Origin of the sequence: Shewanella sp. NKUCC05_KAH (assembly GCF_019345585.1) — a bacterium.
Taxonomy (GTDB): Bacteria; Pseudomonadota; Gammaproteobacteria; order Enterobacterales; family Shewanellaceae; genus Shewanella; species Shewanella oncorhynchi.
Window position 1 is genome coordinate 61315 of sequence record NZ_JAHKQZ010000024.1, and the last position, 13267, is coordinate 74581.

Annotated in this window: 10 protein-coding genes; 3 read left to right on the forward strand and 7 right to left on the reverse strand. The window is 45.8% G+C overall.

Translation table 11 applies throughout. The features are described from left to right. Genes traD through traI form a run of 3 tightly spaced genes read left to right on the forward strand, consistent with a single transcriptional unit; the run spans position 1 to position 8330 of the window. Positions 1–2127, forward strand: a complete 2127-nt coding sequence (gene traD / locus KO533_RS19285; protein WP_219255739.1) for a type IV conjugative transfer system coupling protein TraD — start codon at positions 1–3, stop codon at positions 2125–2127. Positions 2128–2140: 13 nt separating this feature from the next. Further along, positions 2141–2320: a thyroid hormone receptor interactor 11-like protein gene (locus tag KO533_RS19290; RefSeq protein WP_219255741.1), complete on the forward strand. Its 180-nt coding sequence runs from the start codon at positions 2141–2143 to the stop codon at positions 2318–2320. 58 nt (positions 2321–2378) lie between these two features. Then, a complete protein-coding gene (gene traI, locus KO533_RS19295) occupies positions 2379–8330 on the forward strand; it encodes a conjugative transfer relaxase/helicase TraI (RefSeq protein ID WP_219255742.1) in 5952 nt (1983 codons plus the stop codon). Positions 8331–8350: 20 nt separating this feature from the next. On the opposite strand, the gene KO533_RS19300 is transcribed toward traI, so the two are convergent. The 7 genes from KO533_RS19300 to KO533_RS19330 form a co-directional block, all read right to left on the reverse strand. After that, positions 8351–8710: a hypothetical protein gene (locus KO533_RS19300; RefSeq protein WP_006087379.1), complete on the reverse strand. Its 360-nt coding sequence runs from the start codon at positions 8708–8710 to the stop codon at positions 8351–8353. A gap of 557 nt (positions 8711–9267) precedes the next feature. After that, on the reverse strand, positions 9268–9567 hold the full coding sequence (locus KO533_RS19305; RefSeq protein WP_219255744.1) for a hypothetical protein: 300 nt from the start codon (positions 9565–9567) through the stop codon (positions 9268–9270). 48 nt (positions 9568–9615) lie between these two features. Next, positions 9616–10614, reverse strand: a complete 999-nt coding sequence (locus tag KO533_RS19310; protein WP_219255747.1) for a zincin-like metallopeptidase domain-containing protein — start codon at positions 10612–10614, stop codon at positions 9616–9618. A 617-nt stretch (positions 10615–11231) separates the two neighbouring features. Continuing rightward, positions 11232–11570: a type II toxin-antitoxin system HicB family antitoxin gene (locus KO533_RS19315; RefSeq protein ID WP_012197942.1), complete on the reverse strand. Its 339-nt coding sequence runs from the start codon at positions 11568–11570 to the stop codon at positions 11232–11234. Further along, positions 11567–11812, reverse strand: a complete 246-nt coding sequence (locus tag KO533_RS19320) for a type II toxin-antitoxin system HicA family toxin (RefSeq protein WP_006087375.1) — start codon at positions 11810–11812, stop codon at positions 11567–11569. Before KO533_RS19320 ends, KO533_RS19315 begins: the two co-directional genes overlap by 4 nt. A gap of 196 nt (positions 11813–12008) precedes the next feature. Next, positions 12009–12410 carry a hypothetical protein gene (locus KO533_RS19325; protein WP_219255749.1) on the reverse strand — a complete coding sequence of 134 codons (402 nt, stop codon included), beginning with the start codon at positions 12408–12410 and terminating at the stop codon, positions 12009–12011. 1 nt (position 12411) lies between these two features. Continuing rightward, positions 12412–13035 carry a hypothetical protein gene (locus tag KO533_RS19330; RefSeq protein ID WP_219255751.1) on the reverse strand — a complete coding sequence of 208 codons (624 nt, stop codon included), beginning with the start codon at positions 13033–13035 and terminating at the stop codon, positions 12412–12414. Positions 13036–13267: the final 232 nt, after the last annotated feature.

Consider the following 13267-nt stretch of genomic DNA (forward strand, 5'->3'; position numbering starts at 1 on the left):
GTGACCTTAAACCCCAAACGTACTAAAGGCAGTAACTACACCCGTGGTGGCCAGATTTTATTTCACAATTTGCGGATGTTTCTGCAGATTAACGCCGTGCTTATCCGCTGGACGTGTTATGGCGTGCTCATCTTAACCGCGCTGCTATGCTATCTCTTCCTTGATAAAGACACCTTATCGGGCGCTTATTATTACTGGATAAACCAAACGGTTAGCGTGTTTAGACCAGAAAGTCATGTTATGCAGACTGAATGGCAAGGCACTGTCTATACCAGTACGTTAGGGTCTCAATTGCAAAACCCAATACTGATTGCGGCCAACAGCCGCTTTTGGTTGTGGTCACAAATCTACTTCCTTATAAGCTGTGTGATTGGCTTCGTATTTCTCTCCGTGGCCATGTGGTTTTTCAAGAAAAAAGGGGACGAGCAAACCGAGGAACACTTTATTCGGGGGATGCAAAAAGCCACGCCGAAGGAATTAGCAAAACAGCTTAAAAAGGACAAGCGCCAGTCCGATTTCAAGCTAGATGGCATCGGTATTTTCAAAGAACGCTTTGAAGTACAGCACTTGTGCCTCGATGGCACGACAGGTGCCGGAAAGTCCGTGGCGCTGCGTAAATTATTAACGTGGATACGTGAACGGGGCGACAAGGCGATTATCTATGACAAAGGCTGCACCTTTGTCAGCAAGTTTTATAATCCGGCAACGGACGTAATACTAAACCCGTTTGATGAACGCTGTGCTTACTGGGATGTATGGTGTGATGCGCATGAACCCTCAGATTTTGAGAACATGGCGAGCGCGCTCATTCCCCAACACGGCGAGGGCGATCCATTCTGGGTGCAATCTGCTCGCACCATTTTTTCATCTACTGCATTTAAGATGCAAGATGAACCTAAAAAGAACCAAACCACTGAACGGCTGCTTGAACTCATGCTGACTAGCGAGCTTGAGTCCTTAAGTGAGTATCTTAAAGGGACCGAATCGGCCTCACTGGTATCAGATAAAATCCAAAAAACGGCGATATCCATTAAATCGGTCCTCGCGGCCTACATCAAATCATTACGATTCCTTGCCGGACTGGATGAAAAGGACGAACAGGGAAAACTCCTTCGCCGCAAATTTTCTATTCGTGAGTGGGTGAAAAACGATGCCGAAAATGGCTTTCTATTTCTATCCAGTAACGCACAGCAACATGCATCATTGCGCCCATTGATCTCAATGTGGTTATCCATTGCCTCGACCGCCATTTTAGAACAAGACGAAAATCCCGACCGCAGAATTTGGGTGTTGATGGATGAAGCACCAAGCTTGCACAAGTTACCTGAACTTGCCGAAACAATCGCAGAAGTGCGCAAGTTCGGCGGCTGTTATGTCATAGGTATTCAGTCTTTTGCGCAGCTTAAAAAAGTCTATGGCGAAAATGCGGCGCTTGAAATGTTCGACTTGCTCAACACTCGGCTATTTTTCCGTTCACCCTCTAACGAAATGGCCAAAATCTCGTCTCACGATCTAGGCGAGCAAGAAGTCGATGTATCTAAAGAGCAATACAGCTACGGCGCTAATGAAATCAGGGATGGCGTATCACTGGGCCATCAAACCATTACCCGCCCTGTGGTCACGCCCTCTGAAATCATGCAGCTTGAAGATTTACAATTTTGGCTGCGCACGCCTGGCAATTATCCCGTGGTAAGAGTGGATTTAGTCTTTAACCAAATGCGCTCACTGTGCGCCCCGTTTATCAAACGCAACTACACCCCGTCTGAAAACATAAAGCAGATTGAATGGAGTCTGAACTATCACCAGTTCAGTGCGGTTCAACATGTCGATAAGGCAGATAAAACCAAGCTCCAAAGCATTCATGACACCATGTATGAAGGGGATGAAAACAATGATGAACGCAGCGCGGAAGCGCAGCGCATGACCAAACTTGCTGAAAAAACCGATGCGGTCGCCCAAAGCCTCATCGATGCGAAAAAGGCCAAACCGACTGAGTTAGCGCTCAAGGATGCGCAGAAGAAAAAAGCCGCTGAAAAACAAAAGGCCAATGACCAGCACATTGAGGACGCACAGCGACTTGAAGAGCAACAAATAGCCTCAGTACACGAAGAAATATCGCTCGACTAAAGGAGCTAAAACGATGACCTCATTCAACATCACGACACGAGTGCCCGAATTGTCGGCGAAAAAGCCCTCACGTAAAGCCTCTAAAAATGACAATGAACGGATGAATGTCATGCGTCGAATTGAAGCAATCGCGGAACTCAAAGCGCTGGGCTTCACGTCTGACGAAATCAAAGCCCAACTCGACTCAGAATAAACCTACCGGATTAGTTCACCTCGCGCCCCGCGCGAGGTCCCTCTAAAGGAATATCAATATGCTTTCCATCAGTCCCATTGCGTCGAGCGCTGGCGGCGCGGCCAGCTACTACCTCAGTGAAGAAAAGAACCTCAATTTACCTGACGTGTCGTTAGAAAAAGCAGCGGACGCCAAAGAAGGGGAAACCAACTATTACTTGAAAGAGCAGAGCGCCGAGCCTAATACCCAATGGTTTGGCAAACTGGCAGAGCAAGAGGGAATGTTAGGTAAGCCCGTTGAAGAACATCAACTCAAAGAGGTGTTAGCCGGTAGCCTGAACGACCAAACGCTTAAAACCCAAAACAGCAACGCCCGCAACGGTTTTGACTTTACCTTTTCGGCGCCTAAATCCGTCAGTTTACTTGCACTCGTGGGCGGCGATAAACGCTTAATGACAGCGCACGATGACGCGGTAAAATTCGCGCTATCGCATATCGAGAAAGATGCGGCGCAGGCCAGACAAACTAACCCAGATACCAAAGCGACCTCTTTTGAAAACACGGGCAATTTGCTGTTTGCGATGGTACGCCACAAAACCAGCCGTGAAGAAGATCCGCAGCTGCACACCCACTCACTCACCGCCAACATGACCAAGGACAGCGAGGGCACATTGCGCGCTCTGGCAAGCAGCTTTAAACAAAAAGGCGGCATCATCAATGGCACAGGTGAGCGGGTTTATAACCATCAAAAATACTATACCTCGCTGTATCAAAGCGCCTTAGCCCGCAGTGTTGAACAAGCGGGTTATCAAACTCGTTCACTGGGTAATAATTTGTTTGAAGTCGAAGGTGTCCCGCAGTCCTTACTCGATACATTTTCAACCCGTAGCCAGCAAATCAACGAACAAACCCAAAGCTTAGGTTTAGACTCACAAGCGGCGCGGGATGTGGCCGCAAAGGACACCCGCAAGAGTAAAGCCTATACCAGCGAAGCCACCTTGTTTGAGCAATGGAAAAACAAAGCCAATAACAGCGGCTTTAACCTGACAGGCTTTGTAACAAACAACATGTCACGAGAAACATCACTCAATGCGTTAGCGCTCAAACCCGCCGCTATCGATGCGGTGAGTCGCGCGATTGAGCACGCCAGTAACACCCAAAACCGTTTTAATTACGCGAAATTAGTGGAATCAGCCACGCTTGAATTTACACAAGGCCAGAAGCTCGATGCGCTCGATATTAAATTGGCACTCGATAAGTACATTGAAGATGGCGCACTCATTCCGCTTGATAAAGAGTCTGCAACCTTTACCAGCGCCGCCCACCTCAAAGCAGAAACCAACCTGCTAGAGAGCATCAAGCCAAAAACGGCCAACATGCGCCAAGTGGTCGATACCAACACGCTTCAAGGCAAAGGCTTAAATGCGGACAACCAAAAGAAAGTCTCTGAACTGTTCGCCAGTACCAAACAAGTTAACCTAGTGAACGTCTTTGGTAGCAGTGAACAGCTCGCAACCGCCCTATTAAATGTCGGTGAGGCCAACGGTAAACGTATTCACATCATTACCCCTGACATGAAAAGCAAACTGCACACCAGTGAACGGGTACAACGGGACTCATCGACTATTGGCAAGTGGATAATGAACCACTTCAAACCTGACCACACCCATACACTCAGCAGCTTTACTAAAACGGCCAACAACACTAACCGCGATATTTTAGTGGTTGAGAACGCCAATAAACTCGGCCTTAACGACTTTAATGCCCTGCTCGCGCAAGCCAAAGCGGGTAACAGTAAAGTGATTTTGCTCAATCACGCCAATGCCAAGCAAGGCATGAAAGCCGGTAACGCTATCGAGGTACTTAAAAAAGGCAACGTAAACGAAAGCAACTGGGTCGCCACCAAACAAAGCAACACAGCCATGCGACTGCATGAAAGCAAAGACAGTGACAGGGTTAACCTGATTGCAAAAACTTACGCGCAACTGCCCGAGAAGCAACACACCCAAGTCATTGCGGGCACCCATAAAGACGTGAAGCAGCTTAACAGCGCGATCCGCGCAGAACTGCAAAATCAAGGTGACGTATCGCGCCTTGGGCTCAACATCCCTACCCTTAATCCCGTGTTCTTATCCGCGCAGCAACGGGAAGTCGTCGGCCAGTACACCAAGGGCATGGTACTCACCCAATGGCAAAAAGTCGGCGGCCGCAATCAACTGCAGCAATTGACGGTGGACAGTGTAAACCGTGATAACAACACCCTAACGCTGGTCGATAAGCAGGGTAAATCGACAGCGATTGATCCCAGCAGCAAAGCCTTTAAAGCCGCAGAGTACGTGATCGCTAAACCGGACAATTTACATATCGCCAACGGCGACAAACTCATCATGGCCACAAACCATCAAGACAGTGGTTTGAGCAAACAAATTTATACAATCAACGCCCTATCCAAAGAATGGGTCACGCTCAAAGACGAAAGCGGCAAACAGCACAGCGTTAAAGCCAGTGCATTGCACCATGCGCCGCTCAATCATGGTTACGCCACCACGCCAAGCAATGCCAGCCCTAATGCAAGTCACCACATCGTCAACATTAAAGCCTATAGCGCCTCAAAAGAGTGGTTACATGACACCCTGACACAAGGCATCAAACACATCGATATATTCACCGACAAGGCACAACAATTTGATGACCGGCTAGAAAAAAGTGAGGTGAAACCATCCAGTATTTCGCGCATCATGCAAGCCGCTGACATGCCAGAAAAGTTCGTGAATAGCCAAACCACGGCCCTGCTCACCCAAGATGTGACCGCAGCACTGAATGCCATTGGTGCCCAGCATCAAGACAAAGGGCTTATTCACAATGCCGTGGACTTTGCCATCCAGCACATTAGCGAGAAAGAAGCCGGTTACTCACAAAAAGAGCTGATTGTTAATGCGATCAAGTACGCCTTTGAGGAAAAAGGCACCAGCATTACCCAACATGAAATCATCAACACCCTGCAACACATGGCCACGAACAGCACGGATAAAGGCGCGCCCTCACTCCTGAGCGCTGAATACCACGACGGCACCCGCTGGACCACCCAAGCCGCTATCGATACCGAAGTGCGTATTTTAGACAGACTGCAAGCGGGCAAAGACCAACTTGCGCCCCTAACCAGCGTTGAACACGCCGCGCAGGTACTCAGTCAAAATCAAAACCTGACCGATGGCCAAAAAGACTCGACCTTATTGATCACCACCACCAAAGACCGATTTGTGGCAGTTAAAGGGTTAGCCGGTACGGGTAAATCGACCATGCTTGAAACGGGTATCGATCTCGTTAAACAAAGCGAATCCATTCTCAACACACAACCCGATAAGACACCGACACAATTCATAGGTCTAGCGCCGACACACGCCGCCGTTAACGAACTCAAAGACAAGAACGTCGAAAGCCAAACGGTGCAATCACTCCTAAGCAACTTTTTAAGCCAAGATGCGAAACCTGACCAATACGCCAACACCGTGTTCTTGCTCGATGAATCCTCGATGACCAGTAACGCCCAAATGGATAAATTTACCCATTTGATTGAGACAACAGGCGCGCGCGCCGTGTTCTTGGGTGACACTAAACAGTTAACGTCCCAAGAAGCGGGTAAACCTTTTGAACTCGCGTTAAACAAAGGCGCAATCAATAGCGTCACCATGAAAGACATTGTGCGCCAACAGAACAGCACGCTACTGAGTGCAGTACACAATATTGTCGATCGCCAAGGCGAAAGCGCTATTGATAAAATTCAGCAACAATTACCCTTTGACCAATACACCGCGAACGACGCGGTAACGCCCGAAAAGCAGGCTACCGCTAACATCAATCAAAGCTTGAATATCATTTCTACTTTGCAGTCGATAACCGATAACCCAAAGAAAAACCAGCAACTTGCGACCGAAGCCCTACCCGCCACGGTGGCACTGGAATACTTGGCCAGAACACCTAAAGCGCGTGAAAATACCCTTATCATTGCGTACACCAACAAGGAACGCGACGACATTACCCACGAAATACGCCAAGGGTTACAGCAACAAAAAAGCCTCAGTGCAGAGCAATTCACCGTGCCGCGATTACGCGGAGTTCATGCCAGTAAGGCGGAACTGGCGACCATGTTGCCCTATCAGCAGGGATTAATCCTGACGACCAGTAAAGACAGTTATTTTGAAATTATGAAGGTCGATAAGCTCAATAACATGCTCACCCTCGCGGATATGAAAACCGGCGAGGAAAAGCATTTCTTCCCCAAAAATCATGGCCACAAATTCACGAACCTTTGGGCTAAGAGTGAGCAACCTCTCGCAGAAGGCGACAGTATCATGCTGCGCAAAAGCGATATTGACCGTGAAATGCAGGGCAACAAAACCTATACCGTTAGCAGTATTGACGATAAACAAATGCAGCTCAAATCCACGGATAACCACACATTAACGCTCTCAACCAAAGAGTTGAAAGATGCTCATTGGGATTACGCATACACCCGCACCGCCGATATGGCGCAAGGGGCAACCTATGAGAATGTCATTACTGCGATTAAGGGCCAAGGTGCATTAACTAACGTAAGGCGCGCGTATATCGATATCACCCGTGCCAGTAAGCACGTAAAAATCATCACCGATAACCCGCAAAAAATGATGCTCTCATGGGTCAATAACGATCCCAATAAAGTCTCTGCACTTGAGACAAGAGATAAGTATTACCCTGAACATACCCCGCTCTTTAATGACAAACCCTTGCCGCAGGAAAACCCAAAGTACCTCGATGTGAATGGATATGTGGATCTAAAACGGATGGCCACTGAGCTAAATGCCAAGCTTCCGGCCTACAGTGAATCGCTGGCAACGCAGCTTTTAGGTGAGCCGAACCACGATAAATCAGACAAAGATAACCTGACATTTGGCAAAGAAGGGAGCCTAACATTGACCACAACGGGCCAATATCGTGGCTATTTTAAAGACTGGAAAACCGGCGATAAAGGCACCCTAATTAACCTGATTATGGTCGCTGAAAAATGCAGTTATAAGGATGCACTTTATAAAGCCGATAAAATGATGAACGAACCCGATAAATATAATCTGGTGAAAAACCCACAGCATGATGAATTAACACATGCCATTCCGGTTAAGCAAAGTCAATTAGAAGCGCGCGCGAAGCAATACTTTAATGAAGCGAAACCTATCGAAAACTCACTCGCACAGACGTATTTAAACAAGCAAGGTATCGAGGTTAAGCAGCATGAAAACTTACGTTTTCACGATGCCGTTTATTCGTCAGAAAAACGTGGGACCTTCCCCGCATTAATTGCGAACATCACCAATGATAAAGATGAGACTAAGGCAGTAGAAATTACTTACCTTGATAAATCCAGCGGTGACATTGCAGCGCTTAAAATAAACAAGCGCATACTCGGCTCTAAATCGGGGAACAGCACGACGATCAACAAAGGCAATAATTCAGACTATAGTATTGTCGCTGTCGGTGTAGAGAACGCGCTTAAGATAAATTCTGACAATAAAAACGGGGCTGACGTTATTGCGCTAAACAATAATAATGACACTAAAACATTCAATACAAATGAATTGCGCGAAAACGTGATAGTAGTACTTGATACTAATAATTCACAAGACACTGCAAAACTGGCTAATGACCTTACCGAAAAATTCAGCAAGGAAAATATACATGCGGTAATTATTGAACCCAGCCTGATACCTGACGACTTAAACAAAGTCGAAACGACAAAGCAGTTTGTCAACGAAGCGATCTATAACATCACGACAAAAGACAATACACTATCTAAAGCCATTCAATCATTGAGTCATGATATTGCAGGCACAAAAAATATCACGATGAAAGATGACAACACTAACGTAACGACGAATAAAATAAAACACGATGAACACTATCAACATTTAGCAATGGATAGCCACCGTTCACCCACGAAAGAACATAGCCCCAACATCGACAACCCTAAATTGGATATTGGGGAAAAGACCATGTAATGAATATATAAAGAGGACACTTAGTCCTCTTTATTTTCGCCCGCTAAAATCTGCTCAACTTTTTCCTCTGCCTTTCTCATTGTGTCCTTATGCTTAATACCTGCATTCTGTATATCAACAGGTGCCGCATTGTATGTCTGGTAATAGACCAGACTGCTAGTGTGTTGCGCCTTAACTGTATAGGTCAGAATCACCTCTAACAGTTCGCGAGTAGATAACCCCTCGGCATCATCTTTATGCTCAAGAATACGCAGAGCAAACAAGATCAAATCTCGCGCGGCAGCAGCATCTTTTTCCAAACCCTTCTCTTCTCGATAAGCAACAATCTTGGCATAGAGATCTGCATCGCAGGGGACTTGCACAACTTTACTTCTGGCCATAGTGACATTATCCAATGTATTAAAAGTGTATTAACAACGTATAGGTTTGCATTATAACTGTATTAACCAGTGTATTAAAGTTTAATACACTCACAAATTGAGCTAATGAGTAATTCTTTTATAAACATCACGTTAATACTAAATAATACACGCGATATTAATACTGTATTAATCCGCCTGAAACCATTGGCACAAGGGCTTTTAATACGATTGTATTATTTTATTAATACACATTTAATACGATTTAGTGTAAAAACGAAATGAATTTTCAAAAAAAAACATTTAAATCATATTGATATTTAAATGCTTAATTTCAATAACTTACACCACAAACAACCATAAGAATTGATTTATCAACTCTTGCGTGGGGTGTGGTTCTTTTCTCAAGGTTCCAACTTCACTATTTCGCCAGGATTTTGCACTTTTCATTTTTTGGGGATTTTTTGGGGATTTTCGATTTTTGCTAGGCGGCTGCCGTATGAAGCGGCAAAGGTATCGGGGGATTTTCAGGCCAAAAAAACGCACTCAAAAAGTGCGTTTTCTGCAAGCGTGGCGGCTTAATATTCGCTTGGCAATAATGCGGTGGTTCGTGCTCTGTCTGCCTCGGTGATGATCCATATTTCTACACCTTCAAACTGATAAGCTGAAAGGATACGACCGCCCTTAATTAACATCTCATTATTAAGCTGGTAATCTTCATCCTCTAAATCGCCCCAATCTCCGATCGCGTGACGATAGAACAAAGACGCTAACGCTAAACCATTACCATGGCCGTTATTGACCAATTCATTTATCCCTTTAGATGTATATAATGCACCAAGCCACTTCAATTTATCTTCTATTATTTTATCCGACATATCTATTCCTATCTAATAAAAGGCTTAGTAAAAACTAAGCCTATAAAATCAAGCGGCCTTTAACTGTTCGCATGTGACTTGCATTAAATACTGATGAGCCTTAGACGCGGCACTGGCGGCTTTAAAAATATAGCGCTTATCATTCTTTAACTGCGTTAACCAACTTGCGATATAAGACTCATGCTGAACGTCACCGCTAATATTTAACTCGGCCATTAAAAAACTTGCGCCTAATTCAGCGATCAATTCTTCAAAGGCGTAATCATCCGAACCAAATCGAGATCCCTTTATTCTGTCTAATCGGCTTTTTGCGCCTGTCCAATGCGTTAACTCATGCAATGCCGTACAATAAAAATCAAGGCTATTTGAGAAACGTTCGCGAGTGGGTAAAACGATGTTATCGGTAGAGGGTCTAAAAAATGCTTTATCTCCTTGCTCTACAATATTCGCCCCTGTTTTATTAATGAAGCTTTCAACATGATCAATTGCATCAAATGAGTTGTTTACGTTGAAGCCTTTCACTTCCTCAACATTTAACCCGTCGATTTGCTCAACGTTAAAGACAGTGAAACTTTTAAGCATGGGAATAACTTCTTTTTCACCTTGTTCATTTTCTTTTTCCCAACTCTTAAAAAAAATAATTGAGGTGCCCTTCTCGCCTTTGCGAACTTGACCGCCTAAATTATTCGCTTGGTTATAGGTTAAAAATTGATTTGATGAAAATCCCGCATCAAATGCCGCCGCCCATAACAACAAAACATTAATACCGCTATAAGCTTTTTTAGTATCGAAATTAATCGGCAAACCTGCACCGATTGAATTTCTCTGCCACGGACACACCCAAGGCTTTACACCTTTATCTAATGCCGCAATGATTTGATCAGTGACGACCTGATACATATCTACTTTTTTAAATGCTTTTGCACTTTTACTTTTTGTTTTGTTTTTTGAGATATCGTCTTTGGAGAGCCTGCTTGTCGCTTGTAAGCTGGCTTGCTCGCTGAAAGGCTTAGTGTGGCTTGCTGGGGTAGGGATTGAGTGTGTCATGGGCTGCTTGCTCCGTTTGGGGTCTATCATCTTCGTTTTCGCCTGACGTCCTGCTCGCTCGCCATCGTTCTGATTGACAAGGGCGCGCAGCGGCGAAGCGAACCCTTGGCAAGCGGGTTGTGGTGAGCGACAGATAAGACGGAAGCGTAAACGAAAGGGATAGCACCAGGAGCGGCCATGATGCCGAATGAAACGACCAGCTTAGCCACACTTGCCGCGCAGTGAGTAGGACTGTGCTTGGCGGTTTTGCTGTTTGCTTTGATGTTGCGTTAGGGATTGGCAAGCAGGAACGTAGAGCCACGGCAAGCTTGCTTGCCATCAGTGGATCACGTTATCGCGGGGAGCGAAGCGAAAAGCCCGACCGAAGGGAACGCCCAAGTTCATCAGTGGTATTTAGATGACATAGCGCGACAGCAGCCAATAGACACTCAGAGTAAATAGATTGACCGCCGAGGCACGTTTCAAAGCACACCAAGGGGTATTGTCAGATAAACGGAAAAGGGCGGCGAAGCCGCCGCTTGTTTCGCGTTTTGCGGGGAGCTAACAGGGGTAATGCTCAGCTTAAACTTAGGTAACATGGCTCAGGCTGATATCATTGCTCGACAACGATTTGCAGCCTACAAACCCACGCTTTTTTGAACTGCCCTTTTGATAAACTCATTCGTGCTAGTCGATGCCTGAAATGCCGCGATAGACGCAGCCAAATGCAAGTCATGGCCTAATCTGACATTAAGCGATCCCTTGCAAGGCTTCTCTGGTTGAATGTCCTGTTGAGCACAGTCAGCAAGATAAGCGTTAATCGCCTCTTGAAAGGCTTGCTCTAACCCTTTGGCTGTTTCGGCCTCATAGTTGATCAACGGTGAAATGAATAGCACCTGCCCAAACAGAATATTATCCTCTGGGCTGATTTCTACAGAGCCGTGATAACCCTTATATGTCATTGTATTTTGCATCATAGTTTCCCCCATTCGGTTAATTTGTCTCTCACTTGGCGCAATGCGTAAGCCTTTAATTCATTTTTAGGATGCGGTTTATGCAGGTTGATTAACTCCTTCGGAATGCCATTATCAAACTTAACCCTCGAACCATCACCCTCGACTTGTTGATAACCGAGCACTTTTAACGCACCCGCTAATTCATTCCAAGTCAGTGTTTTGGACGATTTGAGCTTTGCTAATAATTTATCCGTTTTCGTCATAATGCCCCCTGCGATATAGGGGATCATTATACCAAATCAACCGCAAAAAGTGCAACTATATATAGTTGCAAATAGAGTATTTTCGAGACTTAACCTATCGAATGGTTTGAACTTAAGACGAAAAAAACGAAGTGGGTCATGATGTGAATTAACGAGAAAGGGGAACGCATGTTCCCCTGTAAGACGTTCAGGCTGTTTACACAAACTGCCCTTGTAGATCCTTAATTCTCACTATCGGATAGCGATTAGCACTCTCTAAGCATTTAGCGCGAGCCCTTTCGATATTGATCGCTGAATCAATAAAATAGCATTGTTTTTGGGCAATATCGTTTTCAGAGTCATAGCCAACAATAAAAAAGCGGGTGGAATATTTAACCTCATCCACGGTATAACGGATCGCCTGACCTGTCGCGGATTCGTGATGGCCAATGTACCCTATCCCGTTAGCATTCAAATCAGCCATGTGGCTACTGACAACTGATGTTGCATAGTCCGCAGGCCAGCCCGTTGCAGGGGTGCGACCATATAAACGTTCATGTTTATATTGCCCTTGTAAATAGGTGTTCATTTCTTCAAACGTCACTGAGGGTTTGCACATATCATATCGCCCCCGTATTAGCGGCCAACTCAATGCAGCCCCCTTCCATCACAAACCACAGAGCATGATGTGTATAGCAATCGCTTATCTCCCCGTCAGCCGCCACCGACACATAAACCGTTGATATGATCCCCGAGGGTAAAGACCACATGATTGAAACGTGCTTATTTCGATAGTTCAGACTTAACGCCCTCGTTAGTTCATCGACTGAGAGGCATTGCGTATCGTTGCCAAAATTCTTAATCACGACAGGAAAACGAACCGAAACCCGTTTTTTGTCAGTGCTAAACACATTAAAACGCACGCGATAATCAATACTTGCGCCATTGCGTCGAGGTTGATCGATTGATACGACATTTTGAGCCACTTTTGCCGCGACTAAGTACCGCTCGACCGCTTCAAACAATAACCCTTGTGAATAGGGATACCATGCTTCATTTGCCACCCCTTCAAGTCCGAGGCCGCAGAAGTGGAAGAAGTTCATTTCAGTTAAAACAATGATCGTCAACTCGCCCCTTTTTTGCTGTTGAATATCGTCTTTGGAGAGCCTGCTTGTCGCTTGTAAGCTGGCTTGCTCGCTGAAAGGCTTAGTGTGGCTTGCTGGGGTAGGGATTGAGTGTGTCATGGGCTGCTTGCTCCGTTTGGGGTCTATCATCTTCGTTTTCGCCTGACGTCCTGCTCGCTCGCCATCGTTCTGATTGACAAGAGCGCGCAGCGGCGAAGCGAACCCTTGGCAAGCGGGTTGTGGTGAGCGACAGATAAGACGGAAGCGTAAACGAAAGGGATAGCACCAGGAGCGGCCATGATGCCGAATGAAACGACCAGCTTAGCCACACTTGCCGCGCAGTGAGTAGGAC

Coding starts and splice junctions, on each gene's coding strand:
- KO533_RS19320 (WP_006087375.1), bottom strand. CDS start 11,812: ATGACGAAAACGGATAAATTATTAGCAAAGCTCAAATCGTCCAAAACA.
- KO533_RS19310 (WP_219255747.1), bottom strand. CDS start 10,614: ATGACACACTCAATCCCTACCCCAGCAAGCCACACTAAGCCTTTCAGC.
- KO533_RS19300 (WP_006087379.1), bottom strand. CDS start 8,710: ATGGCCAGAAGTAAAGTTGTGCAAGTCCCCTGCGATGCAGATCTCTAT.
- KO533_RS19325 (WP_219255749.1), bottom strand. CDS start 12,410: ATGTGCAAACCCTCAGTGACGTTTGAAGAAATGAACACCTATTTACAA.
- KO533_RS19290 (WP_219255741.1), top strand. CDS start 2,141: ATGACCTCATTCAACATCACGACACGAGTGCCCGAATTGTCGGCGAAA.
- KO533_RS19315 (WP_012197942.1), bottom strand. CDS start 11,570: ATGATGCAAAATACAATGACATATAAGGGTTATCACGGCTCTGTAGAA.
- KO533_RS19330 (WP_219255751.1), bottom strand. CDS start 13,035: ATGACACACTCAATCCCTACCCCAGCAAGCCACACTAAGCCTTTCAGC.
- traI (WP_219255742.1), top strand. CDS start 2,379: ATGCTTTCCATCAGTCCCATTGCGTCGAGCGCTGGCGGCGCGGCCAGC.
- KO533_RS19305 (WP_219255744.1), bottom strand. CDS start 9,567: ATGTCGGATAAAATAATAGAAGATAAATTGAAGTGGCTTGGTGCATTA.